The sequence below is a fragment of the Plantactinospora veratri genome (genome assembly GCF_036421995.1).
Classification (GTDB): Bacteria; Actinomycetota; Actinomycetes; order Mycobacteriales; family Micromonosporaceae; genus Plantactinospora; species Plantactinospora veratri.
The window spans coordinates 101340-128181 of the sequence record NZ_JAZGQL010000026.1; the positions used below are offsets into that span (position 1 = coordinate 101340).

19 protein-coding genes and 2 pseudogenes are annotated in these 26842 nt (G+C 70.3%); 7 read left to right on the forward strand and 14 right to left on the reverse strand.

The window, feature by feature from the left end:
• Positions 1 to 31 precede the first annotated feature (31 nt).
• From V1634_RS26745 to V1634_RS26765, 5 genes are read right to left on the reverse strand one after another with little or no spacing between them, the layout of a single operon-like run.
• Positions 32 to 862, reverse strand: a complete 831-nt coding sequence (locus V1634_RS26745) for a carbohydrate ABC transporter permease (RefSeq protein WP_331210662.1) — start codon at positions 860 to 862, stop codon at positions 32 to 34.
• Positions 859 to 1809, reverse strand: a complete 951-nt coding sequence (locus V1634_RS26750; RefSeq protein WP_331210663.1) for a carbohydrate ABC transporter permease — start codon at positions 1807 to 1809, stop codon at positions 859 to 861. Before V1634_RS26750 ends, V1634_RS26745 begins: the two co-directional genes overlap by 4 nt.
• Entirely contained in the window at positions 1809 to 3116 is a 1308-nt protein-coding gene (locus V1634_RS26755) for an ABC transporter substrate-binding protein (RefSeq protein ID WP_331210664.1), read from the reverse strand. Before V1634_RS26755 ends, V1634_RS26750 begins: the two co-directional genes overlap by 1 nt.
• A 5-nt stretch (positions 3117 to 3121) precedes the next feature.
• On the reverse strand, positions 3122 to 5215 hold the full coding sequence (locus tag V1634_RS26760; protein ID WP_331210665.1) for a glycoside hydrolase family 36 protein: 2094 nt from the start codon (positions 5213 to 5215) through the stop codon (positions 3122 to 3124).
• Between the two features lie 9 nt (positions 5216 to 5224).
• A complete protein-coding gene (locus V1634_RS26765) occupies positions 5225 to 5446 on the reverse strand; it encodes a hypothetical protein (protein WP_331210666.1) in 222 nt (73 codons plus the stop codon).
• A gap of 434 nt (positions 5447 to 5880) precedes the next feature.
• Between V1634_RS26765 and V1634_RS26770 the strand changes: the two genes are divergently transcribed.
• Positions 5881 to 6666 (forward strand): GH12 family glycosyl hydrolase domain-containing protein, encoded by a 786-nt coding sequence (locus V1634_RS26770; RefSeq protein WP_331210667.1) that lies wholly within the window; start codon positions 5881 to 5883, stop codon positions 6664 to 6666.
• A gap of 446 nt (positions 6667 to 7112) precedes the next feature.
• Here V1634_RS26770 and V1634_RS26775 read toward each other — a convergent pair whose 3' ends face one another.
• Positions 7113 to 8420, reverse strand: a complete 1308-nt coding sequence (locus V1634_RS26775) for a pectate lyase family protein (protein ID WP_331210668.1) — start codon at positions 8418 to 8420, stop codon at positions 7113 to 7115.
• A gap of 153 nt (positions 8421 to 8573) precedes the next feature.
• Positions 8574 to 9155: a hypothetical protein gene (locus V1634_RS26780; RefSeq protein WP_331210669.1), complete on the reverse strand. Its 582-nt coding sequence runs from the start codon at positions 9153 to 9155 to the stop codon at positions 8574 to 8576.
• A 178-nt stretch (positions 9156 to 9333) separates the two neighbouring features.
• Between V1634_RS26780 and V1634_RS26785 the strand changes: the two genes are divergently transcribed.
• On the forward strand, positions 9334 to 12426 hold the full coding sequence (locus V1634_RS26785; protein WP_331210670.1) for an ATP-binding protein: 3093 nt from the start codon (positions 9334 to 9336) through the stop codon (positions 12424 to 12426).
• 170 nt (positions 12427 to 12596) lie between these two features.
• On the opposite strand, the gene V1634_RS26790 is transcribed toward V1634_RS26785, so the two are convergent.
• Positions 12597 to 13163 (reverse strand): AAA family ATPase, encoded by a 567-nt coding sequence (locus tag V1634_RS26790; protein ID WP_331210671.1) that lies wholly within the window; start codon positions 13161 to 13163, stop codon positions 12597 to 12599.
• A 250-nt stretch (positions 13164 to 13413) separates the two neighbouring features.
• Here V1634_RS26790 and V1634_RS26795 point away from each other — a divergent pair, with 250 nt between their 5' ends.
• The 3 genes and pseudogenes from V1634_RS26795 to V1634_RS26805 form a co-directional block, all read left to right on the forward strand.
• A complete protein-coding gene (locus V1634_RS26795) occupies positions 13414 to 16266 on the forward strand; it encodes an AfsR/SARP family transcriptional regulator (protein WP_331210672.1) in 2853 nt (950 codons plus the stop codon).
• A 146-nt stretch (positions 16267 to 16412) separates the two neighbouring features.
• A complete protein-coding gene (locus V1634_RS26800; RefSeq protein ID WP_331210673.1) occupies positions 16413 to 16823 on the forward strand; it encodes a hypothetical protein in 411 nt (136 codons plus the stop codon).
• A gap of 188 nt (positions 16824 to 17011) precedes the next feature.
• Positions 17012 to 17128: pseudogene (locus V1634_RS26805) on the forward strand (DDE-type integrase/transposase/recombinase); the annotation flags it as partial.
• Between the two features lie 234 nt (positions 17129 to 17362).
• Here the strand turns inward: V1634_RS26805 and V1634_RS26810 are convergent.
• The 6 genes and pseudogenes from V1634_RS26810 to V1634_RS26835 form a co-directional block, all read right to left on the reverse strand.
• Positions 17363 to 18514 (reverse strand): epoxide hydrolase family protein, encoded by a 1152-nt coding sequence (locus V1634_RS26810; protein ID WP_331210674.1) that lies wholly within the window; start codon positions 18512 to 18514, stop codon positions 17363 to 17365.
• The gene (locus tag V1634_RS26815; protein ID WP_331210716.1) at positions 18511 to 19953 is read right to left on the reverse strand and encodes an FAD-dependent oxidoreductase; all 1443 of its coding nucleotides are present in this window, start codon (positions 19951 to 19953) and stop codon (positions 18511 to 18513) included. The genes V1634_RS26810 and V1634_RS26815 overlap by 4 nt, the downstream gene beginning before the upstream one ends.
• 279 nt (positions 19954 to 20232) lie before the next feature.
• A pseudogene (locus tag V1634_RS26820) lies at positions 20233 to 21258 on the reverse strand (FAD-dependent oxidoreductase); the annotation flags it as partial.
• Positions 21255 to 22847 carry a GMC family oxidoreductase gene (locus V1634_RS26825; protein WP_331210675.1) on the reverse strand — a complete coding sequence of 531 codons (1593 nt, stop codon included), beginning with the start codon at positions 22845 to 22847 and terminating at the stop codon, positions 21255 to 21257. The gene V1634_RS26825 and the pseudogene V1634_RS26820, both read right to left, overlap by 4 nt.
• Entirely contained in the window at positions 22847 to 24211 is a 1365-nt protein-coding gene (locus V1634_RS26830) for an aminotransferase family protein (RefSeq protein WP_331210676.1), read from the reverse strand. The genes V1634_RS26825 and V1634_RS26830 overlap by 1 nt, the downstream gene beginning before the upstream one ends.
• A 13-nt stretch (positions 24212 to 24224) precedes the next feature.
• The gene (locus tag V1634_RS26835; protein ID WP_331210677.1) at positions 24225 to 24557 is read right to left on the reverse strand and encodes a glycosyltransferase family 2 protein; all 333 of its coding nucleotides are present in this window, start codon (positions 24555 to 24557) and stop codon (positions 24225 to 24227) included.
• A gap of 174 nt (positions 24558 to 24731) precedes the next feature.
• Here V1634_RS26835 and V1634_RS26840 point away from each other — a divergent pair, with 174 nt between their 5' ends.
• Both V1634_RS26840 and V1634_RS26845 read left to right on the forward strand, forming a co-directional pair.
• Entirely contained in the window at positions 24732 to 25946 is a 1215-nt protein-coding gene (locus V1634_RS26840) for a glycosyltransferase (RefSeq protein WP_331210717.1), read from the forward strand.
• A gap of 43 nt (positions 25947 to 25989) precedes the next feature.
• Positions 25990 to 26730 (forward strand): VOC family protein, encoded by a 741-nt coding sequence (locus V1634_RS26845; RefSeq protein ID WP_331210678.1) that lies wholly within the window; start codon positions 25990 to 25992, stop codon positions 26728 to 26730.
• The last annotated feature ends 112 nt before the right edge of the window (positions 26731 to 26842 follow it).

Sequence of the window (26842 nt, forward strand, 5' to 3'; positions counted from 1 at the left end):
GGACGGCGGCGCGCCTTTACCGGAGAGCTTCCTACTTCACCGCGCCGTTGGTGATCCCGGAGATGATTTTGCGTTGGGCGACCGCGATGACGGCGACCAGCGGCAGGCTCATCAGGATCACGTACGCGAAGATGAGGTGCCAGTTGTTGAGGTAGAGGCCGGCGCTCGCGACGCGGAAGAGGTTGAGCGGCAGGGTGTCAAGGCGGCCGCCAACGACGAAGAACGCGTAGAAGACGTCGTTCCACACGTACAGGCAGATGAGGATCGTGGCGGTGGCGAGCACCGGGCGGAGCATGGGCAGGACCACCCGCCAGAAGACGGTGATGGGGCTGGCACCATCGATCTGGGCTGCCTCCTCCAGCGACTCGGGAATGGTCCGGACGAAGCCGGTGACGAAGAAGACCACCGTGGACAGGTAGATACCCATGTAGACGCCGATCATCCCGACTGCGGTGCCGGCAAGGCCGAGCTGGCGTAGCAGCAGCACCACGGTGACCACTGCCGGGGGCAGCACGATCCCGCTTATCGCGAGGGCGTAGAGGACGGCGTTGAGCCGGGTGGCCCTGCGGGCGAGAACCCAGGCTGCCATCGACCCGAAGGTGAGTACGCCGGCGACCGTGGGAACGACGATCAGCAGGCTGCCGAAGAACGCGGCTGGCACGTCGCCGCCCGCCCACACCGAGCGCAGGTTGGCCCAGAACTGCCAGTCCGACGGCAGCGACAGGTCGGGGTCGAGCGCCTCCCCCTGCGACTTCCCCGCGGTCACCGCGACAAGCCACAGTGGAACTCCGATCAGCATCCCCACGAGCAGAACGGTCACGACCGGCTGGAGCCGCCGCCAGATGGGTGCGTCACTGTTCACAGCACGCGCTCCCTTCGCCGCAGAAGGTAGATCACCGGGAACGCCATCAGGGCGACCAGCAGGAACAGGATCAGGCTCATCGTGGTGGCCTGGGCGAACAGCCCTTGGCCGAACGTGCGGTAGATGAAGATGTTGAGGATCTCCGTGGTGCGGGCCGGGCCGCCGCCGGTGGTGGCCTGGACGATGTCGAAGCCGTTCATCGAGCCGAGCAGCGCGGTGGCGACGTTGAAGGTGACCGCCGGCGCCAGCAGCGGTGTGCGGACCCGCCAGAACGTCTGCCATCGGGAGGCGCCGTCGATGCGGGCCGCTTCCATCAGGTCTTCCGGGATCGTCTTGAGGCCGGCGAGGTAGATGAGCATGGAAAGGCCCATCCACTTCCAGGCGTGTATCGCCGCGACGACGACGATGGTCCAGGTGGTGTCTCCCAGCCACGCGTAGTCGAACTGCTGCCGAGTCGCCGTCTCGATGAGCTGGTTGAGGCTGCCTTGGGGTTTGAGCAGTGCCTGGAAGATGTAGCCGACCGCGAGCGCGGACATCAGCACCGGGATGAGGAGAAGGATCCGGGCCAGTCGGTTGAGCCAGGTGTCCTGTTCGAGCAGGACGGCGAAGGCGAAGCCGAAGAGGTTCTGGAAGGCGGCGACCAGCACCGCATACAGGATGGTGGTGCGCAGCGCGCGGAAGAGTGTGCCGCTGGAGGCGAGTTCTTCGAAGTTGTCCAGTCCGACCGGGTTGATCTGGGCCTTGAAGCCGGACCAGTCGGTGAACGCGTACACGAAGTTGTAGACGGTCGGGAGGAGGAAGAAGACCAGCAGGATCGCCAGCGCCGGGGCGAGGAACCAGATCGGGTGCGTCCGCCGGTTGATGGTGGCACGGCGTGGGGCCCGCGACGACGCCGATGGCGCCGCCGCGAGCCGTTGGGCGGCCGGGGTGCGGGTTGCCGTGGCCATCAGAATCCGGGTGCCCCGGCCGCCTTGGCCAGCTGGGCGAACTGGTCCTGTGTCGCCTTGGCGACCTGCTCCGGTGACATCGTTCCGGTGATCATGTCGGCGAGGTTGAGGTAGAGGTCGGGGTTGGCGACGGCGAGGGCCTGCATCGACCCGACCGAGGTGGGCAGCGCGGCGTGCACGTCGAGCAGCGCCTTGGGTACCCCGGGCGGGTTGGGCACGTCAGTTCGCAGCGAGACGGTGTCGCGGTCGGTGACGAAGTCGGCGTAGCCGGGGCCCATCCAGTAGGCAAGCAGCTGCCGGGCGGCGGCTTCCCGCTTGGCATCGGCGGTTTTGAACGCGACCAGTGCGTTGGACTGGTCCGGGATGAACGTGCCGACGTTGCCCGACGGCGAGATCGGGAAGAAGCCGATCTTCCTGTCCAGTGTGGCGGTGTCGGCCTTGGCCTGGAGCTGACCGAAGAACGAGTTGACCTGCACCACCATTGCGGCCTCGCCGGCCAGCAGCGCCGCGCTCTGGTCTTCGAACCTGGCCGTCCTGATGTTGGCGTTGAACAGCCCTTCGTCGATCAGCGACTTGTACGTCTTGATCGCGTCGAGCACCACCGGGCTGTGGAACGTCTCCTCGCCCGTGTTGACTCTGTCCCAGAAGCCGTCCTTCGCCGCGTCGGCGAGCTGCACCTGTACCCACCACTGGGTGGCCCACCGGTCGGCGGCCATCTCGTAGAACGGCGTCACACCTCTGCCCTTGAGTGTGCGGGCCAGCGAGACCATCTCGTCGAAGTTCTTCGGAGTCGTGGTGATCCCGTTCTTCTCGAAGACCTCCTTGTTGTAGTACACGCCCTCGACGGCGGGACTGGTGATCAGCGCGGCGTAGCGGGTGCCGTCCAGGATGCCGGTGATGTCTTTCAGGTCGGGCGAGAGCTTGGGCAGCCACGGCGCGTCGTTCAGCGACTGGAGGTTGCTCTTGGCGTTGATCGCGGTGAGCATCGACGCGGTCGGCTGCCAGAAGGCGATGTCTGGCTTGTCGCCGGTGGCGACCTTCGTCTGGATGCCCTGTTCGTACGGGTCGGGGATGGTGACGACCTCGACCGTGGCGCCGGTCGCCGCCTGGAACCCTTCGACGACCGCCTTCGGGGCGGTGTTGCTGTTCTGCGCCGCCCAGATGGTGAGCTTGACCCCGTCGAGCTTTGCGGTCGGGTCGGCCCAGGTGGTGGCGGTGTCGGTGGAGGTCTCCGCCGCCGGGTCGCTGCACGCGGCGACACCGAGTGTGAGCGCTGCGGCGGCGGCCAGGCTGGTCCAATTCTTCATCGCGTTCATCCTTCGGTGATCCTGTACAGCCGGGCCGCGGGTTCCGCACCCGTGGGGATGACCGTTAGTGATCCAGCGGCCCAGTCGCATCGCCAGTTGGGCAGGTCGCGCGGGTACAACAGGTCGATCTTGACGTCGCCGCCGCGAAGATGCGGCAGGGCGAGCGTCGCGGGCGCGGTGACGCCCCCGCGCCGCCACACCGCCAGATAGGTGATGTCCGGGGTACGCAGGGCGAGGCTCAGCCACGGGTCGTCCCACCCGGGCAGGCCCAGCGGCCACACGGGTACCGCGACGGCGAGTTCGGCGCGGATGGACCTGTACACCCGAACCGCCTCCCGTACGGCAGCCCGCTGGTCCGGTGACATGAGGTCGATCCGACCGGACAGGTAGAGCCGACCGAGCATGCCGGTACACATCGCGTACCCGACCTGTTCGGCGGTCATGTCCGGCTGCGGGTACGCCCAGCTGGCCGACTGTTCGGGCAGCACCGACATCGGCGCGGCGACCGCGATCGGCGGGTACCGCAGGAAGTCCTGCTGGTCGCTGGTCGACTGCAACTGCATCCGGGACAGCAGCGCGTAGTCCATCCGCATGGCGCCCGACGCGCAGTTCTCCAGGATCAGTCCGGGGTGCCGGTCCAGCAGCCGGTCCAGCCAGGCCAGATGGGCTCGGTTGTGGCCGAGCAGCCCGGCGCCGACGCTGTCCGCGTCCCGGTCGGTGCCCGGGCCGGGGTCGATGTTGTAGTCGAGCTTGAGGTAGCCGACGCCGAGTTGCTCGACCAGTCGGTCCACCACCTCGTCCAGGTGCGCGACCGCGCGTGGGTGGCGCAGGTCCAGGTGGTACCGGTCGTGCTCGACCAGCCGTACACCGCCGCGCTGCAGGAACGCCTCGGGCGGGAGCTTGTCGGCCATCGGGCTGCGCACCCCGATCACCTCGGGCTCAAGCCACAGCCCCGGCACCATGCCCCGGCCGCGGATGCGGGCGAGGACCTCCTCGATGCCGCACGGGAAGCGGGTCTGCGACGGCTGCCACTCCCCCACGCTGTCCCACCAGGCGGTGCCGTTGTCGTACCAGCCGGCGTCGACGCAGAAGACCTCGGCGCCCGCGGCCGCGGCCGCGTCGATCAGCGGCAGCAGCTTGGCGGTGGTGGGGTCGCCCATCAGCGTGTTCATGTAGTCGTTGAACACCACCGGCAGCGCCGCCCGGTCCGGGTGCGGGCGCAGCAGCGCGCGCCGGTGGGTGGTCAGCGCCGCGACCGCGCCGTCCAGCCCGTCACCGGACACGGCGATCGACACGGGTACCGACGTGAACGACTCACCCGGCGCGAGGCGGTGTACCCACTGGTGGTCGCCGTCGGTGGGCCCGAGCAGCGCGACGTACGCGCCCTCGCGCCGCTCCCCCACCTCCCACCGCCAGGGTCCGTTGTGCTCGATCTGCCACAGCCAGGCCGCCCCGCCCACCCGGTCGACGAGGCCACCGGTCGGCAGGTGCGTACCGGTGGACCAGGTGCCCTGGCTGGTGACCGCGATCCGGCCCCGGCCGTCCTGGCCGTGCAGGCCCAGGTTCAGGTCGGGTACCGCGTCACGCAGTGGGCGCCTGCTCCACCGGCTTTCGCCGAGCCATTCGCTGTCCGCCCGAACCACGTCCAGGTCGCCGACCGGCCGGCCGCCGAACCCGGCCGCGAACGAGGTCAGACCCAGCAGCCGCACCGGCTCGGTGCCGCGGTTGGTGAGCCGGGTGCGGATCTGACAGCCGCTGACCCCGTCATGCGACCTGACCAGCAGCTCGGCGGTCAGACCGGTCCGGCGGTCCCGCAATTCGACAGTCAGTTCGCGCCACGCACCGTCGCGTCGTTGGGCGCTGCCGGCGTACGCCAGCCGCCGCCCGATCGCGGTCTCGGAGAAGCGCTGGGAGACCTGCACCCGGCCCTCGCCGGCGACCAGCACCTCCACGAGCGGCTGCGCCGCCGGGGAGGTTTGCCGCGTGGCTCGGTCCGAGAGCGTCCGCAGGACCACCGGCCCGTCCGGGGAGACGTCGACGACGAGCGTCAGCGCCGAGTGTCCCCAGACGAGGCTGGTGACGGGTTCGAACGAGGTCACGTACTGCTCCTAGCCGATCGGTGCGGCGATCTGGATGAGATCGGGGTTGGGGGCGTGGCCGGTGGGGGCGTTGGCGAACGTGATGCTGTTCGCGCGCCGGCCGCCAGGTCGACGTCGACGACCGTCGTGCGGCAGGTCGACCAGCCCAGCGTGTTGCGGAAGTGGTTGCGCCGCGCGGAGACAGCCGCCGCGAGCACCGCAACCGTCGCGCAGCCGCAGCTTTTGCCTCATTGAGCCTCCCACTCATCGATGTGATCGGTCACACGCCCCGGCGACGCCAGTGTGATCGGTCACATGACCGAGCGAAAAGGGCCCGTTACCTTGTTGTTACCAACAATTTCTGAGGACCGCCGTGGCGGCGCGGTCGACCCGCACCACCAGCCGGGCGCCGCCAGCGCGGGCCGGGCGCGTCCCGCCCCACCCCAACCGCAGTCGGGCAGGCCCGAGCCAGCGCGCCGACGTCCGGCCGCACCATGGTCAGCGTCGGCGTTCAGTACGCCGCCCGGCGACCGGGACTGAGTACATCCATAAGTACCGATATTGCGGGGTCGCCGCGACAGCTCTAACATCGGGACAATATCGCATTGACGTTCGTGAGCGGCTGAAATGTCATCGAAGCGCTTCGACGATCGTCGTGCGGTGCGGACCTCCACGATTGGACGGACATGCGAAGACGGAATCTCGCCCTCTCCCTGGTCGCTACGGCGGCCATCACGATGGGAGCCGGCGTCCCCACCGCGCTCCCGGCCGGCGCGGCCACCGGTGCCGCCAGCGGCCCGATCGCACCGCCGACCAACAGCATCCCGGCGGACGCGGTGTGGGTCGCCTCCGGCCAGTGGGACAACTGGACCAGCGGCAGCTACACGCTCTACAACAACCTGTGGGGCAACGGCGCCGGCTCGCAGACGATCTGGGCACGCAGTTACCAGAACTGGGGCGTGGAGGCCAACCATCCGCGCACCAGCGGCGTCAAGACGTACCCAAACGTGAGCCGGACCCTCAACCGCACGCTGAGTTCGCTGAGCTCGGTAACCAGCTCGTTCAGCACCACCGTCCCGGCGGACGGTGACTTCGCGGCGACATACGACATCTGGGCCAACAACCACGCGTACGAGGTCATGATCTGGACCAACTTCCAGGGCGCGGTGGGTCCGATCGCGGAGTCCTACGACGCCAACGGTGCGGTGCCCAACTACCGGAACCAGAACATCGGCGGCCACACCTGGAACGTCTACCGTGGCTCGAACGGCGCCAACGCGGTCTTCTCGTTCCTGCGCACCGGCGACACCAACTCCGGCAACATCAACCTGCTGGCGATCATGAACTGGCTGCGCACCACCGGCTGGTGGGCCGACGTGACCGTCGGCGAACTCCAGTACGGCTTCGAAATCTCCGGCACTGCCGGCCGCTCCGATTTCGTTGTCAACAACTACACGCTCAACGTCCGCTAGGGCCTTGACCGAGAGCCTTGAGATGTTGGGGCCAGACTGCCCGGGTGGCGGGCTGGCCCCAGCGTCGTGGTCGTCGGCCACGGATGCGGGCGCGTCCCCGCCGGAGAGGGCGGCCATCGGCCGGTCGGCGGGGTCGTCCAGCGCGCACCGGAGCAGGGCCTCCGCGACGATCCGCTGGTCGTCGGCGCCCACACCGCCGAGCGTGGACTGGTGCGGTACCCGGCCCGGCGCGACCAGGCCGGTGACGGTGTGTTCGAGGTCGGTTGGGGTGTCCTGGGTGAGTACGGCGACGGTTTGACGGCTGCGGGGTCGGCAGGTGTAGGGGCCCGTACAGCTGGGGTATTGGCCGCTGTCGCCGATTCCGAAAGTTGGTTCGGCAAGTAGGCTCTCGTCGGCTGCTACCCCGGCTGGTCCTGCCGGGCCGGGACCGGCCGTGCCGGGAACGGTCAGCGGGCCAGGCTGTTCAGGTACCGCTCGACGTTGGTGTAACCGTCCGCGCCGTAGTCGTCGCCGTCGGCGGCGTTCGCCGGGTTGAGCCCGGCGGACCGCTCCCAGGCGTCCGGCATGCCGTCCCGGTCGCCGTCGGCCGGGGCGGTGCCGCCGGACAGCGTCCCGAACCCGCCCACGGCGGCGGGGTCGGTGATGATCGCACCCGTCTGGCGGGTCAGTTCGGCGATCAGCCGACGGTCGACGGCGTCCCGGCGCAGGGCGGCACCGGCCTGCTCGACGACCGCCGCGTGCGCCGCTGCCGCCGAGGACGCCGGTACGGCCGGGAACGCGAACGGTACCGGCTCCACCACGACGGTGCCGAGGTCCGCCGTGGTCGTGGCCCGGCCGTCCAGGATGCCGTCCTTGTCCTCGTCGTAGTAGTTGCCGGCGGCGTAGATGTGGAAGTTCAGGTTGCCCCGGGTGAACGGGCCGCCGGAGCCGGTCGACGGGCCCTTGACGAAGTAGTTGCCGATGACGTTGGCGTCGCTGCGGCCGGCCGAGTCCCCCTCGATGTACGCGTCGGAACCCCAGTTGTAGACGACGTTGTTGACGAACTGGTTGCGGCCCTTGACCTTGGGGTTCCGGGTCTTGTTGTGTGCGTACAGGTTGCGGTAGAGGGTCACACCGTCGCTCTGGATCAGCCCGCCGCAGGAGTGCGGGTCGAGCCCCTCGGAAATGATCGAGTTCTGCACGGTGATGTTCGTGCTGCTGTTGATGGAGAAGTTCTCGTCCCGCCCCCAGGACACCGATACGTGGTCGAAGATCTGGTTGCTGCCCTCGTTGATGGTGATGCCGTCGCGATTCTGGTTCGGCGTCAACCCGTGCCGGAACCGCATGTACCGGACGATCACGTTGTCCGCGTTGGAGAGCGACACCTGGTATCCGCGGGTCGCGACGCCGTCGCCCGGCGCGGTCTGCCCGGCCACGGTGATGTTGCTCTTGATGCTCAGCGGCGAGGCGAGGTCGATGTACCCACCGACGTCGAACACCACGATCCGGGGGCCCTGGCTGACCGCGTCCCGGAACGAGCCGGCGCCGGAGTCGTTGAGGTTCGTCACGTGGTAGACCGCGCCACCCCGGCCACCGGTCGCGGCGGCACCGAACCCGACCGCGTCGGGGAAGGCCGGCGCCTCCGCCAGCGTCCCGGGCTGCTCGACCGGTGCGGCGGTGGGCGGGGCGGCGGCCGACGACACCGGAGTGGCGGCCAGCACCACCGCTGTCCCGTAGCACACGACCAGGGTGCGGGTGCGGGCTCCTCGCGACACGGCACTCTCCAGGGCAGACGTCGAAGACTTTCGATATTGAAAGGTATCAACTTTCCTTCCGGCAGGTCAACGCCCCGGAACTCCACCGACGTCCGGACAGGGTGCGGGTCGGACCGGTGCCGTCGCCGCGACACCGGTCCGACCCGTCGGTGTTCAGACCCAGACGTCGACCGCGACCGTCCACTGCTGGTTACAGGTCCGGCCCCACGCGCCCTGGTCGCAGCCCTCCACCATGATCTGGTGCCAGCCGAGCGCGGCCGGCGCCCAGGTCTGTCCCCCGCTCGTCCGGGTGCAGAGCAGGAACGGCCCCGGCGCGCACTCCCGCTGCCCGGTGTAGACACCGTTCAGACTGGTGCGGATCAACCACATGTCGTAGTGGTACGGGTCGGAGAGACCCCAGCCGAAGTAGACGCCGAACTGCGTGCTGCTTCCGTCCCAGTAGGTGTACCGCATGATCGAGACGACCATGTTCGTACCCTGCATCGGCGAGGTCCTGATCTGGCCGTTGGCGAAGTTCTGCCCCCACCCGTTGTTGTAGGTCTGGTACTCCGCCGAGGTGGCGCAGCCGTACCCGTTGGGGTCCTGGTTCCACCGGTTGACGAACCGCCAGGACGTCGGCTGGCAGGCGACCGCCGCGCCCGCTCCGGCCGCCGCCGGAACAGGCGACGCGACCACCAGCCCCGTCACCGTCAGTGCGAGGGTGGCCATCGCCACCAGAGTCTTCCTGATCATCATTTCCCCCTCCGTGGCACCCGAACCCCTGCGGGTCGGATGCCGCCGTCGAATCGATGCAGCCCATTGCAGCCGCCCGACCGACAACCCCACCACCGGCGCCGAAGAACCGAACGATTACGGGTACCCGACCACTACGGTGGACGGTGGAGGCCGCGTCCGGCGGGGTGAGGAGGCGGACATGGCGTACCCGGACTCCGACGACCAGCTCCGCCGCCAACTGCGTACCCTGCAACGGGTCGTCGGTGCCCCCACCGACGCGACGCTGGCCCGACGCAGCGGCATGGCCGCCGCCACGTTCTCTGAGGCGATGTCCGGAAAACGGGGCCTGCGGCCGGAGTTCGTCAGCAAGGTCATCTCCGGTTGCCTCTCCGCCGCCCGCGCCAGCGGACGAACCGGACTCGACGAACGGCACGTACTGGACGCACTCCGGCTGCCGGGCCACACCGCCGCCGACAACGGCATCCTGGAACGCGACGGGGACCTGGACGCGTGCTCGTCGGTGCTGGAGAACGTCCGGGCCCGGGCCGGCGCGACGATCGTGATCGAGGGTGCCGCCGGAATCGGCAAGTCCGAACTGCTCGCCCGGATCCGCGCGGAGAGCGCCGTCCGCGGCATCACCCCGCTGACCGTACGGGGCAACCAGCGCGACCAGACGATGGCCTTCGGTGCCGTCCGGACGATGCTCGGGCGCTGGGTGGCCGACCACGACCCGCGCCGGCAACGGGCGCTCTTCGCCGGCGCCGCGGCGTTCGCCCGGATTCCCCTCGGCCTGCCGCACCGGCAACAGGGCATCGCCGGAGGCATGATCGGCTTCACCGAGGCGCTCTACTGGCTCGTGGTCAACGCCACCGACGCCGCCGGGCCGGACCAGGCACTGATGTTGGCGGTCGACGACGCGCACTGGCTCGACCAGGAGTCGCTGGACTGGCTGGAGTTCCTCGCCGAACGACTGGCTGGCCTGCCGGTGGTGCTGGTGCTCGCCCTCCGGCCCGACGAGCCGACGTCCGGCCCGGCGCTCACGCGGATCGCACTGCGCGCCACCCGGGTCGTCCGGCCCCGACCGCTCAGTCTCGACGCCGTGCGTACCATCGTCGGCCGTGGTCCGGGCCGCCGGGCGGACGACGCCGACGAGACGTTCTGCGCGGCGTTGCTGCGGCACAGCGGTGGTAACCCCTTCTACCTCCGGTGGATGCTCGACCTGGCCCGCGAGCGCGGCCTCGCGCCGACGGCCGGGTCCGCGACCGAGGTCGCCCGGCTCACCCCCCGACAGGTCGTGATCCATCTCAACGAACGACTGCGCGGGCTCGGCCCGGCGGCGCAGCGGCTGGCCCGGACGATCGCGGTACTCGGCCCCGGAACCCCGCTCGACCGGGCCAGCCGGCTCGCCGGGCTCTCCGCCGACGACGGCAAGCGGGAGTACGACCGGCTGTGCCGGGCCGCGATCCTGACCGAGAGGTACACGGTGGACTTCCGCCATCCGATCATCCGAGGCGCGGTGTACGACGACATCGAACCCTCGCAGCGCAGCGACACCCACCTCGCGGCGGCCCGGCTGCTGCACGACGAGGACGCCGACTCCGGCGTGGTGGCCGCACACCTGCTCCGGGCCCGCACCTCCGGCGACCCGTGGGTGGTCGACCGGCTGTGCGCCGCGGCCGACGAGGCGATGGCCTCCGGGCTCGCCGGCACCGCCGCCCGGTACCTCGGCCGCGCGGTCCAGGAACCACCGCCGGCCGGGCGGCGCTGCCGGATCCGGCTGCGGCACGGTCAGGCGCTGGCGCTGGGTGAGGTGGGAGCCGCCCTGCCCGAACTGCTCGCCGCCTACCGACAGGCCCCCGACGACGCCCTACGTACCGAGGTCGCGATCGCGCTCGCCAAGACCTACGCGTACGCCAACCGGCTCGGCGACGCCGTCCGACTCCTCGACCGGGCCATCCGGGGCTGCCGGGACGACCGGTTACGCGAGCAACTGCGGGCCGAGCAACTGCTCTGGGCGACCTGGTGGGCCGACGACCCGCGCCGGCCCGACCGGATGCGGCAGCTCGACCGGATCGCTCCACCGCAGCCCGGGGTCGACCACGTGCGGCGGCTGCTGACCACCGTGCACGCCTGGAGCCTGGTGCTGCGGGGCGAGCCCCGGACCGAGGCGGCGCGGGCCATCAGGCCGGTGCTGCGACAGGGCGTGACCTTCGCCGATCTCGACGCGGGCATGGAGGTGGCGACCATGACCGCGTTCGTCCACCTCTACTCCGACCGGCTCTCCGTCGCGGCCGGCATCTTCGACCAGGCGGACGAGGAGTTCGACCGGAACGGCTGGCGGGGCACCCATCTCGCCTTCACCCGGACCCATCAGGCCACCCTGGCGCTGCGGCACGGCCGGCCGGCGGACGCGATCGCCGACGCCGAGATCGCGCTGCGGCTGGCCGACCGTACCGGGCCGGAGACCCCCGCCGAGCAGTTCGCCATCGGTACCCTCATCGAGTCGCTGCTCGCCCGGGGCGACCTCGACCGCGCGGTGGCCGTCCGGGCCGCCCGCGACTACGGCACTCCTCGGCGGGACGCCCTGGCGCTGCCGGTGCCGCAGGCGGTGCGGGGAGCCCTCGAACTCGCCCAGGGCCAGCATGGCAGAGCCGCCGCCACACTGCGCCGCACCGGGCAGTGGCTGGAGAGCGCGCACCTGCTGAATCCGTCGCTCTGCCCGTGGCGCTTCGATCTCGCCCGCGCGTTGCGACACTCCGCTCCGGACGAGGCGTGGGAGATCGCGACCGTCGGGCGGGACCGGGCCGAACGGTTCGGCGCCCCGCTCGCCCGTGGCCGGGCCCTGCGCACCCTCGCCACCCTGCGACCGGGCTCGGCGGTGGAGTTGCTGGAGGAGGCCGCCCGGATCCTCTCCGAGACGCCGATCCGCCTGGAGTACGCGCAGACCCTCGCGGACCTCGGCGCCGCGCTGGCCCGTACCGGACGCGACGCCCGGGCGCCGCTGTCCGCCGCTCTGACCCTGGCCGACGAGCACGGCGCGCTGGCCCTGCGCGACAGCCTCGTACGCCGGCTGGCGGCCGTCGGCGCCCCGGCCGAGTTGCGTCCGCGCCGGGCGGACGCCCTCGATCCGGGTCAGCGCCGGGTCGCCCGGCTCGCCGCCGACGGGCACTCCGACGCCGAGATCGCCCACGCGACGGTCCTGCACCTGGACACCGTCGGCACGCTGCTCCGGGAGGCCCATCGTCGGCTCGGCACCACCACTGCGGCCGAGTTGCGCCGCGCGCTGGGCTGACCAGGCGGGTGGTGCGGGGAGGACGACGGCGTCGCCGATGGGGTGGTCTGCAATCTTCCGCTCGCCGAAGCCGTAGACGGTGAGGCCGGATTCGCGGATCCGGGAGGCCGGGCGAGTGAAGTCGCTGTCGCTGGATTCTCTGAACCAATGGTGATCATCGACCCGAGGGGTTATCCGGTCTTGAGGGCTCCTGCGATCTGCAGGGCGGCTTGGGGGGGCGTGAGGTGCGTGGTGTCGACGACCTCGGCCTCGGCGTGTAGCCATGTGCGGGCTGCCTCGGCGTAAGGCTTGAGGTATTGGAGGCGGAACGGGGAGGGGACGGGATGTTGCCCCTCGATGCGCCGGCGGAGGGTGTCTTGGTCGGCGTGGAGGACGAAGTGCCTGACCGGGATGGCATGCTGGTCGAGGCCCGCGCTGATCTCGTGCCAGTACTGCTCGACCAGGACCGTCATGGGGATCACCAGAGTGCCGCCGGCGTAGTCGAGGACGCGGTGGGCGGTCTCGACGACGAGTGGCCGCCACGGCGGCCAGTGCTGGAAGTTGTCCGTCTCGGGCAGCCCCGGCGTGATGTCCATGAGTGTCTCGCCGACCTTCTCGGCGTCGAACACCCGTGAACCCGGGATCAGCTGCTGCACCAGTGCACTGGTGGTTGTCTTGCCTACTCCGTGCGTGCCGTTGACCCATACGATCACGGGACCCGATGCTAGCGTCGCGTCGGCCACGCGGAAAAGCAGCACGGCGGAATCCGCTGCGGCTTCGGCATTTCCTCCACCTGGAAGTCACAAATCCGCCGGGCGCGTTGGCATGCCGATAGCGGTGGGTTCGTCGCGGGTTCGCCTGTCGATCTGGGCCAGGTTGAGTGGTTCCAGGCCCATGTAGCGGCGGGTCTCGGTCCAGCATCTACGAACACCTATTGTTATCGAAGTGGCCCGAGATGGTGGAAGGCCTCATCACATGGCGGGGCCGTTCGTGTAACGGAGGGCGCGGGTGACGGGGGAGCTGAATGTCCGCGTACTTGGACCGATGCGGGCCGAGCGGGCCGACTGCCCGATCCGGCTCAGTCCACGGCAGACCGTGCTGATGTCAATACTGCTGATCGAGCACGGCCGGGTGGTGTCGGCGGACCGGTTGGTGGATCGGCTCTGGGGTCCGTCCGCCCCTGCTGGTGCCGCGGCGACGCTGCGTAGCCACATCTCGAACCTCCGCCGCGCGCTGTCATCGCCGGACGAAAACGGCAGTTCGGTGCTGGTTACCACAGGTACCGGCGGCGGAGCCGGTTACCAGCTGCGGATGCCGTCCGAGTGCGTTGACGCACACCGCTTCGAGGACAGTTACCGAACCGCCCGCGAACTGGTACTCGCGGGCGAGGCGGGCGCCGCCGTTGCGACGATCGACACGGCCCTGGCTCTGTGGCGAGGCCCCGCCTACGCCGACGTGTCCGACCGGCCGTTCGCGCTCGCTGAGGTGGCCCGGCTCGACGGATTGCGGCGGGCCGCCCGCCGCACCTATACGGAGGCGCTCACCGCGCTGGGCCGGCACGCGGAGGTGATCGGCGAGTTGACCAGCGCGATCATGGCGGACCCGTACGACGAGGCCGTACGCCGGCTGCTCGCAACGGCGCTCTACCGGGAGCAGCGGGTCGACGAGGCTGCCACGGTCTGCCGGGACGGCATCGGCCTGCTCCGGCAGCGAGGGCTCGACTCACCTGCCCTACAGGACCTGCACCGGACGATTCTGCGTCGGGCGCTGCCGGTCGGCACGGAACAGCCCGGCGGGCCGCCGTCGGCACCCAGCGGGGTTACGGCCACACCGGACCCGCCACCCCCACGACCACCGGCCGGGGCGCCCGCCCAACTGCCGCTCGGGGTACGCGGCTTCAGCGGGCGTGGGGAGGAACTCGCTCAACTGGACGCCGCACTGTCGGCGGCCGGCACTCCGCCCCAGGCGGTCACCGTCTGCGTCCTGTCCGGCACCGCCGGGATCGGCAAGACGAGCCTCGCCGTGCACTGGGCCCGTCGGGTCGCCGACCGGTTCCCCGACGGGCAGCTCTACCTGAACCTGCGGGGCTTCGACGCCGAGGCGAAGCTAGATCCCGCCGACGCCCTCCGGGGAATCCTGCAGGCCCTTGCCGTGCCGCCGGACCGGATACCGGCCGACCTGGCGGGTCAGTCCGCCCTGTACCGCAGTGCGCTCGCTGGGCGGCGGGTGCTGGTACTGCTGGACAACGCCCGCGATACGGAGCAGGTCCGGCCACTGTTGCCGGGCGCGGCGGGGTGCCTGGTGTTGGTGACCAGCCGCAACCGGCTGTCGGGCCTGATCATCGCCGTGGGCGCGCACGCGCTGCCACTCGGCCTGCTGGCCGATCGGGACGCCCGCGAGCTGCTCGCCGGTCGCCTCGGAGCAAGCCGGGTGGCCGCCGAGCCGCACGCCGTGGACGACATCGTCCGGCGATGCGTCGGGCTGCCGATGGCGCTCGCCCTGGTGGCCGCCCGCGCGGCGGCCCACCCTCAGGTAGCCCTAGCGGCTGTCACCGACGAGCTGCGTAGCGCCGAGGGCCCACTCGACGCCTTCGCCTGCGACGAGGGACCCGACCTGCGCGCGCTGTTCTCCTGGTCGTACGCGTCGATCGGCCTCGGGGCCGGACGGCTGTTCCGGCTACTCGGGCTCCACCCGGGCCCTGACTTCGCGGCGCCGGCGGCAGCCAGCCTGCTCGGCGTACCGGTCCGGGAGGTACGACCGCTGTTGGCCGAACTGACCCGGGCGCACCTGGTGTTCGAGCACGTCCCTGGCCGGTACACCTGCCACGACCTGCTTCGCGCGTACGCCGTCGAACTTCTCGGGTCGGAGAACGACGACGCCCGAGCTGCCGCACTGTACCGGTTATTCGACCACTACCTGCACACCGCTTACGCCGCCGCGAGGCTGTTACGACCGCTTCGGGAACCGATCGCGCTCCCGCCGGCCGAACCGGGTGCCGTCCGGGAGCAGGTCGTCGACGAGGAACGGGCCCTGTTGTGGTTCCGCGCCGAACACGCCGGGCTGATCGCGATGGTGGAGTTGGCCGCCAGTACGGGAGCCCACGCCCACACTTGGCAATTGGCCTGGACCCTTACCGAGTTCTTCGACCGGCAGGGGCACTGGCACGACTGGGCCCGCATACAGCGCGTTGCGCTCCGGGCCGCGATCGGGCTGCCCGATCCGATTGCCCAGGCGCACACCCACCGTGACCTCGGCTGCGCCTACGCCCAACTGGGTCGTATCGCCGACGCCGAGGCGCAGCTCCGGACCGCGCTGGATCGCTACGAGCAGGCCGGTGACCTGCGGCAGCAGGCGTACACCTGCCACAGCCTCGGGGCGGTGCTCGAACGGCAGGGCCGTTACCAGGCGGCGCTGGACGTCGCCCAGCGAGGGCTGGAACTGATCGAGGTGGTCGGCGATCCGAGCGCGGCGGCGATGGCGATCGCCGCGATCGGCTGGTACCGCGACCACCTCGGGCAGCATCGTGAGGCGGTCGACGACTGCGAGCGGGCCCTGGCGATCCAGCGGCGCATCGGGGACCGCCGGGGCCAGGCCAGCACCTGGGGAAGCCTCGGTACAGCCCACCAGCACCTCGGGCGGCAGCAGCAGGCCGTGCGGTGCTACCGACACGCAATCGAGCTTTACCAGAGCCTCGGCGACCGCTACTACGAGGCCCGGATCTGGATCGAACTCGGCGAAGTCCATCAGCGTGCGGATAACCGCGAGGACGCCCGCGACGCCTGGAAGCTCGCCCTGGAGATCCTCGACGCGCTGGACCACCCGGCGGCGGAACAAATCCGCGACCGGCTCCGGCACCTTTGATCGCCGGGCCCGCCCGCGTCGACGTCAACCAGGCCTGCACGCATCCTCAACGGAACGTGCACGGTGGAGGCCGAGACTCAAGCCGTAAACGGTCCAGGGATCGAGGATCCCGTGTGGACGTCTGTCTTGCTTGGAGAGGAACATCCATGACCAGAAAAGTCCGCATGGCGGCGGCACTGATGCTGAGTGTGCTGGCATTATCCTTCGTGGCAGCGCCAGCGAGTGCGGCCGAGTCGAAGCCGAACGTACTGACGGCCGCTCCGAGCGGCGCGGGTGACGCGGGCACCCTCGGTGTCTGCTCCTATTTTTGGTCCAACGTGGATGGTGACGTCGGGTATGTCGAGTCTGGGCGGTCATACGCGGCAATGCGCTCCGGGCCGTACGACACTTGCACCATCGACAACTACGCGTACAGCGGAGAGACGCTCTACTACCACTGCTACTTTCTGAACATCTACGGCAACAGGTGGACCCACCTGCGCGTGGCAGGTACCACTATTGACGGCTGGGTCTATAGCGGGAATCTCAACGACGGCGGCAGCAACAATCCATGTTAGTGATCGTTGCAATCTCGGCCGGCGTTAAAGATCACGGATTGAAGCCTGCGGCGTGGCGATCACCCACATAGGAGGAAATCCCCGGCAGGGCGTCGTACCAGGACCGCGTCCTGCCGGGAGCTTCTGGGGTCGGGTCCCGCCGCAGGGCCGTGTCCACGGCGACCGCGCCGGATCTGGTGCAGCGGCAGTTCACCTCGACCGCCCCGAGCCGGCTGTGGGTCGCGGACATCTCCTATCTGCGCACCCGGGAGGGTTTCCTCTACCTCGCGGTCGTTGTTGACGCCTACTCCCGCCGGGTCGTGGGCGGTCCTGGTACGACGCCCTGCCGGGAGCCTCGAAGCGCACGCGGATGTTGTAGTTCACCTCCGCCCCACCCAGCCAGTGCTAGATGCCTGGCCCACCATCACGATCTCGACCGTTGCCAGCAGACCCACCCATCCTCGATCAACAAGTACCACCGTGCACTCTGACCCGAGCAGCAGAAGAGCAGGTCACCGCGCATGCGCGAAGATTGGCACGGTACACCGACCGTCCTGCCGTCACCGCACGGTACGGACGAAGGCCCGCACGTCGTCGACGAACAGGTCCGGCTCCTCCATCGCGGCGAAGTGGCCACCCCGGTCGGGCTCGCTCCACCGCACGATGTCGGCCAGGTAGTGGTGCGCCAGCCCGCGCAACGGCTGGAAGGGATCGTGCGGGTACACCGTGACGCCGGCCGGGACCCGTACCGGTTCGGGCCGCCAGCCGGAGGCAATCGCGCGCATGCCCTCCGCGCCCTCGTAGTAGAGCGCGGCCGACGTGCCGGCGGTGGCGGTGAACCAGTAGATGGTCACGATGGTCAGCAACCGGTCCCTCGACACCGCGTCCTCGGGCACCTTTGCCGCGTCGGTCCACTCCCGGAACCGCTCCACGATCCAGGCCAGCTGGCCCACGGGCGAGTCCGTCAACGCGTACGCCAGGGTCTGCGGCCGGGTCGACTGCAGCTTCATGTACCCGGACAGCTCCGCGTCGAAGCGGCCCATGAGTGCGAGACGCGCCTGGTCGACCTCGCTGAGCCCGGCCAGTTCCTCCGGGTCGCCGGACGGAAAGGTCATCAGCATGTTGACGTGCAACCCGATGACATGATCTGGCGCCACGGCGGCGACCTGCTGCGAGATGACCGAGCCGGCGTCGCCGCCCTGGACCACGTACCGGTCGTAGCCCAGCTGGTTCATCAGCTCGGCCCAGACCGGCGCGATGGTGCCCGCGTGCCATCCCGGACGGGCCGGGCCGGAGAAGCCGAACCCGGGCGGACTGGCAATGACGAGGTGGAACGCGTCGGCCCGGTCGCCGCCGTGCGCGGCAGGGTCGGTCAGCGGACCGATCACGTCGAGGAACTCGGCCACGGAACCCGGCCAACCGTGGGTGACGAGCATCGGCACCGCGTCCGGCTCCGGGGAGCGCACGTGCAGGAAGTGCACCGTGGCACCGTCGATCTCGGCGATGAACTGCGGGTACCGGTTCAGCTCGGCCTCGGCGGCCCGCCAGTCGTACTGGGTGCGCCAGTATCCGACGAGCTCGCGCAGGTACCCGACCGGCACACCGCGGCTCCAGTCGTCGTCGCCCAGCGGCGCGGGCCACCGGACGTCGTCCAGCCGGCGGTTCAGATCGTCGATGTCGGCCTGCGGGATCTCGATCCGGAACGGTCTCACGGTACGGCCCTCTCAACCTTCTCGATGCGGTCGGATGCGGTGACGGGTCTAGCGGCCGGCGCGGCCGTGCGGTCGCGCGAGAGCCGCAGCACGCGCCGGACGATGCCGGGGCGCATCAGCGTGGTCGGTGGGTCGATCAGTCCGGCCACCCGCATGAACGCCGCGGTGATCGCCGGGTCCTTGGTCGCCGCGTACTGCACCCGGGCCATGTACGCGTTGCCGAACCGCACCATCGCCGGCCGCTTGCCCGGCACTCCCGGGAAGTCGAGGTCGCCGCTGGTGGAGATCTGCCACGGCACGTCCACGACGCGGGCGATGTCGCGCAGGAACCCGCGCGGCTCGGGCGGCGCGCCGCGGAGCAGCCACTTGCGCAGCGTCATGGCCTCGATGGCGGCGACCGTCATGCCCTGGCCGTAGACCGGGTTGAAGCTGCAGACCGCGTCGCCGAGCACGAGTAGGCGCTCCGGGAAGCGGGACAGCCGCTCGTACCGGCGGCGCAGGCTCGCCGGGAAGGTGAACGTCACGGGCTCGGTCAGCGGCTCGGCGTCGCGCAGCCCGTCGTACACGTCCGGCACCGGTAGCGACCGGGCGAAGTCCAGGAACCCGTCGGGGTCCGTCGGCGGGTGATCGCCCAGAATCCCGGTCAGCGACACGATGCACTCGTCCTCGCCGACCTGCCCGAAGAACGCGCCGCGCGGGTGCGTCGGCGACGCGACCGGGTTGATGGACTGGGTGCCGTCGAACATCTCCGGCCGCTTGCGGTACAGCCGGGTGGTGTACGCCAAGCCGATCTTCATGCGCTCCTCGTCCGGCCGCTGGTACCCCAGCTGCTCCAGCCACACCGGCAGGCGGGAGCCGCGCCCGGTGGCGTCGATGACGAGGTCCGCATCGAGTACGCTTTCCGTCCCGGTCACCACGTCGCGCAGCGCCACCGCGGTGACGCGCCGGTTGTCGGCGGTGGCCCGTAGACCGGTCAGCTCGATGCCCTGCCGGTACGTCACGTTGGGCAGCGCCGCGACCCGGGACCGCAGGTACTCCTCCAGGATCGGCCGTTGCGCGGTCACGGACAGCAGGCCGGTGCGCGCCGGCTGCAACCGCCGGCCGTCGAAGTACCAGCGCATCTCCCCCAGGTCGCCCACCGGCACGCCGCGGCTCTGCAGGTCCGAGCGCAGGCCCGGGAAGAGTTCGGTCAGGATCAGGTAACCGCGCGCGTGCAGTCCGTGCGCGTGCGCGGTGTGCGGCGTGCCGCGCCGGGGAACGTCGACGCCGAGCACCTCGTCGCGGTCGACGACGACCACCTCGTGGTAGTGGTCCGACAGCACCCGCGCCGCGAGGGTTCCCGCCATGCTGCCGCCCACCACGACGGCGCGTCGACCGACGGTGGCATCGGGCCGCGTGGCCGGGACAGCCTCGGCGTCGACCTTGCGGGCGGTGCGCATCACGCGGGCCATCAGGCCGGGCTTCATCAGCGCGGTCGGCGGGTCGACCAGGCCGGCCACCCGGAAGAACGCCGCGGTGAGCGCGCCGTCGCGCTGCGCCGCGGTGTGCAGCCGGGCGATGTACTTGCTGCCCATCTTGTCCTTGGCCGTCCGCTTCCCCTCGACCCCGGGCAGGGCAAGGTCGCCACCGACGGAGGTCTCCCAGGGCCCGTCGACGATGCGCCCCACGGTCTGGAAGAACTCCCGCGGGCGTACGGCGCCGTGGCGCAGGTGCTCGGCCAGCGCGGTCGCCTCCATCGCGGCCACCGTCATGCCCTGCCCGTAGACCGGGTTGAAGGCGCACACCCCGTCGCCAACGACCAGCAGGCCGTCGGGGAAGCGGGTCAGCTTCTCGTACCGGCGCCGAACGCTGGCCGGCACCCGGAACATCGCGGGCTCGGTGAGCGGCTCCGCGGTGCGGACCGCCTCGTAGATCTCCGGCGCGTCCAGCGAGCGGGCGAACTCAAGGAAACCCTCGCGGTCGCGCGGCGGGTGGTCGCCGAGGATGCCGGTCAGTGACAGCAGGGCCACGCCGTCGGGGAACTTGCCGAAGAAGGCGCCGCGCAGGTTGCCCGGGTGCGGCACGGAGTTGATCGCCAGGTCGTCGCCGAACGGGTCGCTGCGCAACCGGAAGTACTGCGACACGTACGCCAGGTCGATGCGGACCTTGTCCTCCGCCGGCCGTTCGTAGCCGAGCTGTTCCAGCCAGGCCGGGGTGCGGCTGCCGCGTCCCGTCGCGTCGACCACCAGGTCGGCCTCGATCGTCTCGGGTGTCGCCTCCGGGTCGTCGCCCACGACCCGCACCCCGTTGACCCGGGCGTGGTCGCTGGTCGTCACCAGTGCCTGCACCACGGTGCGCTCGCGCACCACCACATTGGGCAGTTCGACCACCCGCCGGCGCACGTACGCCTCCAGCGTCGGCCGGTTCGCCGAGACGCTGATCAGGCCCGAATGCCCCTGCTGCAGCGCGCGACCGCGGAAGTACCAGCGCAACTCCCCGGACAGGTCTCCGCTGAGCACGCCGTCCGCAGTCAGGTCGGCCTGCATGCCGGGGAAGAGCTGCTCCATCGCCTCGTGTCCGCGGGCCAGCAGCGCGTGCGCGTGGTGGCCCTGCGGGACACCGGGACGCGGGTCGGTCACGCCGACCACGGTGTTGCGTTCGACGACCACGACCTGGGCGTACCGGTCGGCCAGCACCCGGGCCGTCACGAGGCCCGCTATTCCAGCACCGAGCACCACCGCCCGCATGCCGAGTTTCTCACTCATCGGTGTGCCTCCATCAGGCTGGTGCGGGCCCGGGTCGCGTCGGTGCGGCCACGGATCAGGTCGGCCGCCCGCTCGGCGACCGCGACCGTCGGGGCGTTGGTGTTGCCCCTGGGCACGAGCGGCATCACGGACGCGTCCACCACGCGCAGGCCGTCCACGCCGTACACCCTCAGGTCCTCGTCCACCACGGTCCCGATCGCGCAGGTGCCGGCCGGGTGGAAGATCGATTGGGTGTGTGCCCGCAGGAAGGCGTGCAGGTCGGCCTCGGTGGTGGAGGCCGGCATCGCGAACGGGCGCACCGTGTACGGCCGGAGCGCCGGCTGCCGGGCGAACTCCAGGGCGATGCGCAGCCCGGCCGTCATCGTCCGCAGGTCCGACGCCTGCTCGTAGTACCGGTGCCGGATGCGTGGCTTGGCGGTCGGGTCGTCGGAGGCGAGGGTGACCTCGCCGCGGCTGGCCGGCCGCAGCACGCACGGGCCGAACGAGATGCCGTGCTCGGTGGACTCGCCGAGGGCGCACTCGACGAACGCCACCGGCAACACGTGGTACTGCACGTCGGGGGCGTCGAGTCCGTCGCGGGTGCGGACGAAGCCACCAGCCTCCGGCACGTTGGACGACAGCGGCCCGCTGCCGTCCGCCTCGAACTGGCGCACGTGCCGTTCCTCACCAGCGGAGAGCAGGCTGACCGGTTCGTCGTGGGTGAAGACCAGATAGGTGGCGGGATGGTCCTGTAGGTTGCGGCCGACCTCGGGCAGGTCAACAAGGACCGGCAGACCCAGCGCCGCGATACGGTCGGCCGGGCCGACCCCGGAGAGCATCAGCAACTGCGGCGAGTTGTACGCCCCGGCGGCCACGATCACCTCACGCCGCGCCCGGATGTCGACGACCTCGTCGAACCGCTGTACCCGGACCCCGCACGCCCGGCCACCCTCGACGAGGACCCGGTGCGCGTGGGCGCGGGTGCGCACGGTCAGGTTGGGCCGGGTGGCCGCCGGGTGCAGGTATGCCGCCGCGGCGCTGCACCGCCGCCCGTTGCGCTGGTTCACCTGGTAGAAGCCGAAGCCGTCCTGGCTGGGGCCGTTGAAGTCGTCGTTGCTCGGGAACCCGGCCTCTACCGCGGCACGCACGAAGGCCGCCGCCATCGGGTTGCGCGACCGCCCCTCGGCGACCGGCAGCGGGCCGCCGCTCCCGTGGTACGCCGAGGCGCCGCGCTCGTTGTCCTCGCTACGGACGAAGTACGGCAGCATCGTCTCGTACGTCCAGCCGGGCTGGTGCCACTCGTCGAAGTCGCGGGCGTTGCCGCGGATGTGCACCATGCCGTTCACCGCGCTGGTGCCGCCGAGGACCCGCCCGCGCGGCAGGTAGAGCCGGCGCCCGCCCAGCTGCGGCTCCTCGTTGCTGTTGTAGTCCCAGTCGTACTGCGAGCGCAGCAGTTTTCCGCCGGCCGCCGGGACGCGGATGTTGTCCGAGTCGTCGCCGGGCCCGGCCTCGAGCAGGCACACCGTCACGTCGGGGTCCTCGCTCAGCCGCGCCGCGAGCACGCAACCCGCGGTGCCGGCGCCGACGACGACGTAGTCGTAGGACTCCATCACGAGCGGCCGGCCGGCCGGCGGCGGAGCACGTCGGCCAGCGCCTGCGCGGCGCGGTCGACCTCGGGCCGGGAGATCACCAGCGGCGGGGCCATGACCAGGGTGTTGCCGTACTCCCGCGCCGCCACCCGGTGGTCGTTGCGCAGGGCGACGGTCACCCAGTCGGCCATCAGCGGCTCCCGGCTCTCCCGGTCGGCCACCAGCTCCACACCGACGGTGGCGCCGGCCACCCGCACCTCGCCGACGATCGGCAGGTCGGCCAGCGGCGCCAGGGCCTCGCTGAGCCACGTGCCGATCGTGCGGGAACGCTCCACGAGCCCCTCCTGCTCGAGCAGGTCGAGGTTGGCGTGCGCGACCGCGCACGCGGTGGCGTGGCCGGAGTAGGTGTGTCCGTGGAACAGGTACGTGTCGCCGCCCGCGATGGTCTCGGCAATCGCGTCGCTCACCAGGACCGCGCCCAGCGGGGCGTAGCCGCTGGTGAGGCCCTTCGCCACAACCACCACGTCGGCTCGCATCCCGCGGTCGGCCGAGTCGTACCAGGAGCCGGTCCGGCCAAAGCCGGTGACCACCTCGTCGGCGATGAGCAGGATCCCGTGGCGCGACAGCAGCTCACGGACGCGCGGCCAGTAGTCGGCGGGCGGTACGAGAATCCCCGCGCCGCCCATCACCGGCTCGCCGATCATCGCCGCCACGTTGCCCGGGCCGATCCGCTCGATGGTGGCGGTCAACTCCTCGATGAGGAAGTCGGTGAGATCCCGGCCGGGACACAGGTCCGGCGCCCGGTAGGGGTGCGGGGCCGAGACCCGGGCCACGTTCGGGAACTCCGGCCCGATGCCCTCGTGGATACCGGGGAACCCGGTGGCGGTGCCGCTGGCGAAGGTGCAGCCGTGGTAGGCGAAGTTCCGCGAGATGAACCAGGTGCGGTCGGGCTCGCCGCGGTGGTGGTGGTAGAGCCGTGCGAACTTGAAGGCGGTCTCCACGCTCTCGGACCCGCCGTTGGTGAAGAACACCCGGTCCAGGCCGTCGGGCGCCAGGTCGACCAGCCGCTGCGCGAGCGTGATGGACTGGTCGTTGGCGAAGATGTCGAAGCTGGTGTAGTACTCCAGCGTGCCCATCTGGCGCGCCGCCGCGTCGGCCAGTTCGCGGCGGCCGTGCCCGACCTGCGCGACCCAGTTGCCGGCGCCCATGACGTCGAGCAGCTCCACACCCTTCGCGTCCCACACCGAGCAACCGTCACCGCGGACGATGGTGATGCGCTCCTGCCGGCCGCCGTGGTGGTGCGGGTGCACCAGCACCCGCCGGTCGATCTCGGCGAGTTCCTCCGCGGTCCGCACCGTACGCGGCATCTCGTTGACGACAGACATGAACCCTCTCCCCTTACCGAAATGAGCCGATGTGCAGCAGGTCCTCACGCGCGGACCAGGCGCGTCCGGGTGTCGTGTCCAGACCGAGCGCCTCGATGACGTCGTTGATGTTGAAGGGGTTGATCGTCGGCAGCGCCATGAGCAACGGGACGACCGGCGAGTCGTACTTCGGGACCAACAGCCGGTGGTCGACGGCGGCCGTGTCGTCGGTGGACCCGTCGTCGCACACCAGGACCTCGAAGCGGTCGACCGGCAGGGTCTGCCTGGTCACCGAGGCGAGGGTGTATCCGCGCAGCTCGGCCCGGTTGTATGTCGGGACGATCACGGAAACGCGTGACGCGCTCACGGTGTCTCCTCCAGAGCCTCGGCGACACCATGCAGCCTCACTCGGCCGCCGTCACGGGCGCACCTTCGTGAATGCGACGCGGATGGCACTCTGGGAGATGAGTACGGAGACCGCCGCCCGCACACTGGCAAGGTGATCACTACCAGGACAGCAGGCTCAGTTCCGAGGGTGACGGTGGTCATCCCGACCTACAACCGGCGGGAGCTGTTGCGTGAGACGCTGCGCAACCTCACCCGGCAGCGGATGCCGGTCGACGAGTTCGAGGTCGTCGTCGCTGACGACGGTTCGTCCGACGGCAGCCGCGCGGTGGTCGAAGAGGCGTCACAGCAGCTGCGGATCAAATACCACTTCCAGCCGGACGAGGGCAACCGAGTGTGCCTGGTCCGCAACGCCGGCGCCCGGCTGGCCGAAGCGCCGCTGTTGGTCTTCCTCGACAGCGGCGTATACGTCGGGCCGGACTTCTTGCACGAGCACGTCGCGGCCCACGCCGAGGGCGAACATCTGGTCGTGGCGGGCTACACCTGGGGCTACGACTTCGAAAAGCCACCTCCCCCCGGTCTGGCCGAGGCAGTGGCCGAGTCGCTGCCGGAGGAGGTCGTCGCTCGGTTCCACGACTCGGAGCCCTTCTTCGACGCCCGGCACGCGGCGTTCGTCAAGACCGACTTCGACCTCGGCCGGATGGTCGCACCGTGGGTCCTGCTCTGGGGGCTCAACTTCTCCATATCCGCCGAGGACTACTGGCGGGTGGACGGCTTCGACGAGGGTATAGTCCGCTGGGGTCTGGACGACCTGGAACTGGGCTTCCGATTGTTCAAGGCCGGCCTCGAATTCCGGCTCAGCCGCACCGCCTGGGCGGTGCACGCACCGCACGAGCGGGCCCCCCTGGCCGACGCCCTGGCCGACGTCATGGCGAACATGCGCCGGATGATGGCCAGGTTCCCGGAGCCGGTGACCGAGCTGGCCTGGAACCTGCTGAACAATGACGATGACCTGCTGGAGGTGGAGGAGAACTACCGGTTCCTGCTTGGCTGGATCGATCAGGCCCGGTCAGTCGACGTGGCGGCGGAGGTGGCCGATCTGCTGCCGCAGCTGCCACCCGGCCGCCTCGCGGTGTTCGGTGCGGGCCGCCGCCTGCCGGCGGAGCTGGCCGGCGCGGTGACCCTGGACTTCGACGCCGACGCGGTGGCCGAGCTCGGTGCCACTTACCACGCCATCGGCATCCGCACCCCGCTGCCCGACCACGCCGTGGATGTCGTGATCCTGACGTCGCGCCTGGCCGGACTGTGGCCGCGCTGGTCGACCGAGATCCTGGCGGAGGCCGCCCGAGTCGGCGGATCGGTACAACTCACGCCCGCGTTGATGCAAAAGACGGCCGCCATTTCTCGATAGGCTGAAGAATGGAGGTCATCTATCAACCCATGGAGGATCTTGAATGTCGACGCCACGACTCGGCAGCATTCTGCTCGGTTCGGCCGACCCGGAACGGCTGCGCACCTGGTATATCGACGCGTTCGGCCCGTCGCAGCAACCGTCCGGCTTTCTCGACTTCGACGGGTTCGACGTGCTCGTGGACAGTCGCGACGACGTCGCCCCGACGACGGTGGAACCCGGGCGGGTCATCCTCAACTTCGAGGTCAAGGATGCCCGCAGCGTGGCCGCACACCTCGACGGCATGGGCGTGACCTGGGTCGCGCCGCTGGAGGAGCGCAAGGACGGCCTGTTCGGCACACTGCTGGACCCGGACGGCAACTACGTGCAGATCATCGAACTCAACGCGGAGTACCTCGCCGCCGCCCGCGGTGGCTCCGGGATGCTCGCGGGTACTGTGGCGTTCAACGGGTTCTCGGTGGACGACATCCCCCGCGCGCAGGAGTTCTACCGCGACACGCTCGGGATCCCGGTGACCGAGGAGTACGGCATGCTGCACCTGCATGTGGGCGGCAACCGGGAGATCCTGGTTTACCCCAAGCCGGACCACCAGCCGGCCACCTACACGATGCTCAACTTCCCGGTCGATGACATCGACGCGGCGGTGGCATGGCTGCGCGAGCGCGGCGTGGAGATGGAGAAGTTCGACGGCGTCGACGACGACGGCGTGTTCCGCAAGGGCGGTCCGCTGATCGCCTGGTTCCGCGACCCGGCCGGCAACATCATGTCCGTCATCAAGGAGTGACGCCCGCCCGTGGGTGAGTGACCCGGCACAGGGCGGCTGAGCCGCACGGACGAAGATGAAGCACCGCTCCGGCCGGCCCGACAATTCGGGTACCGGCCGGTTTGCGTTTCCG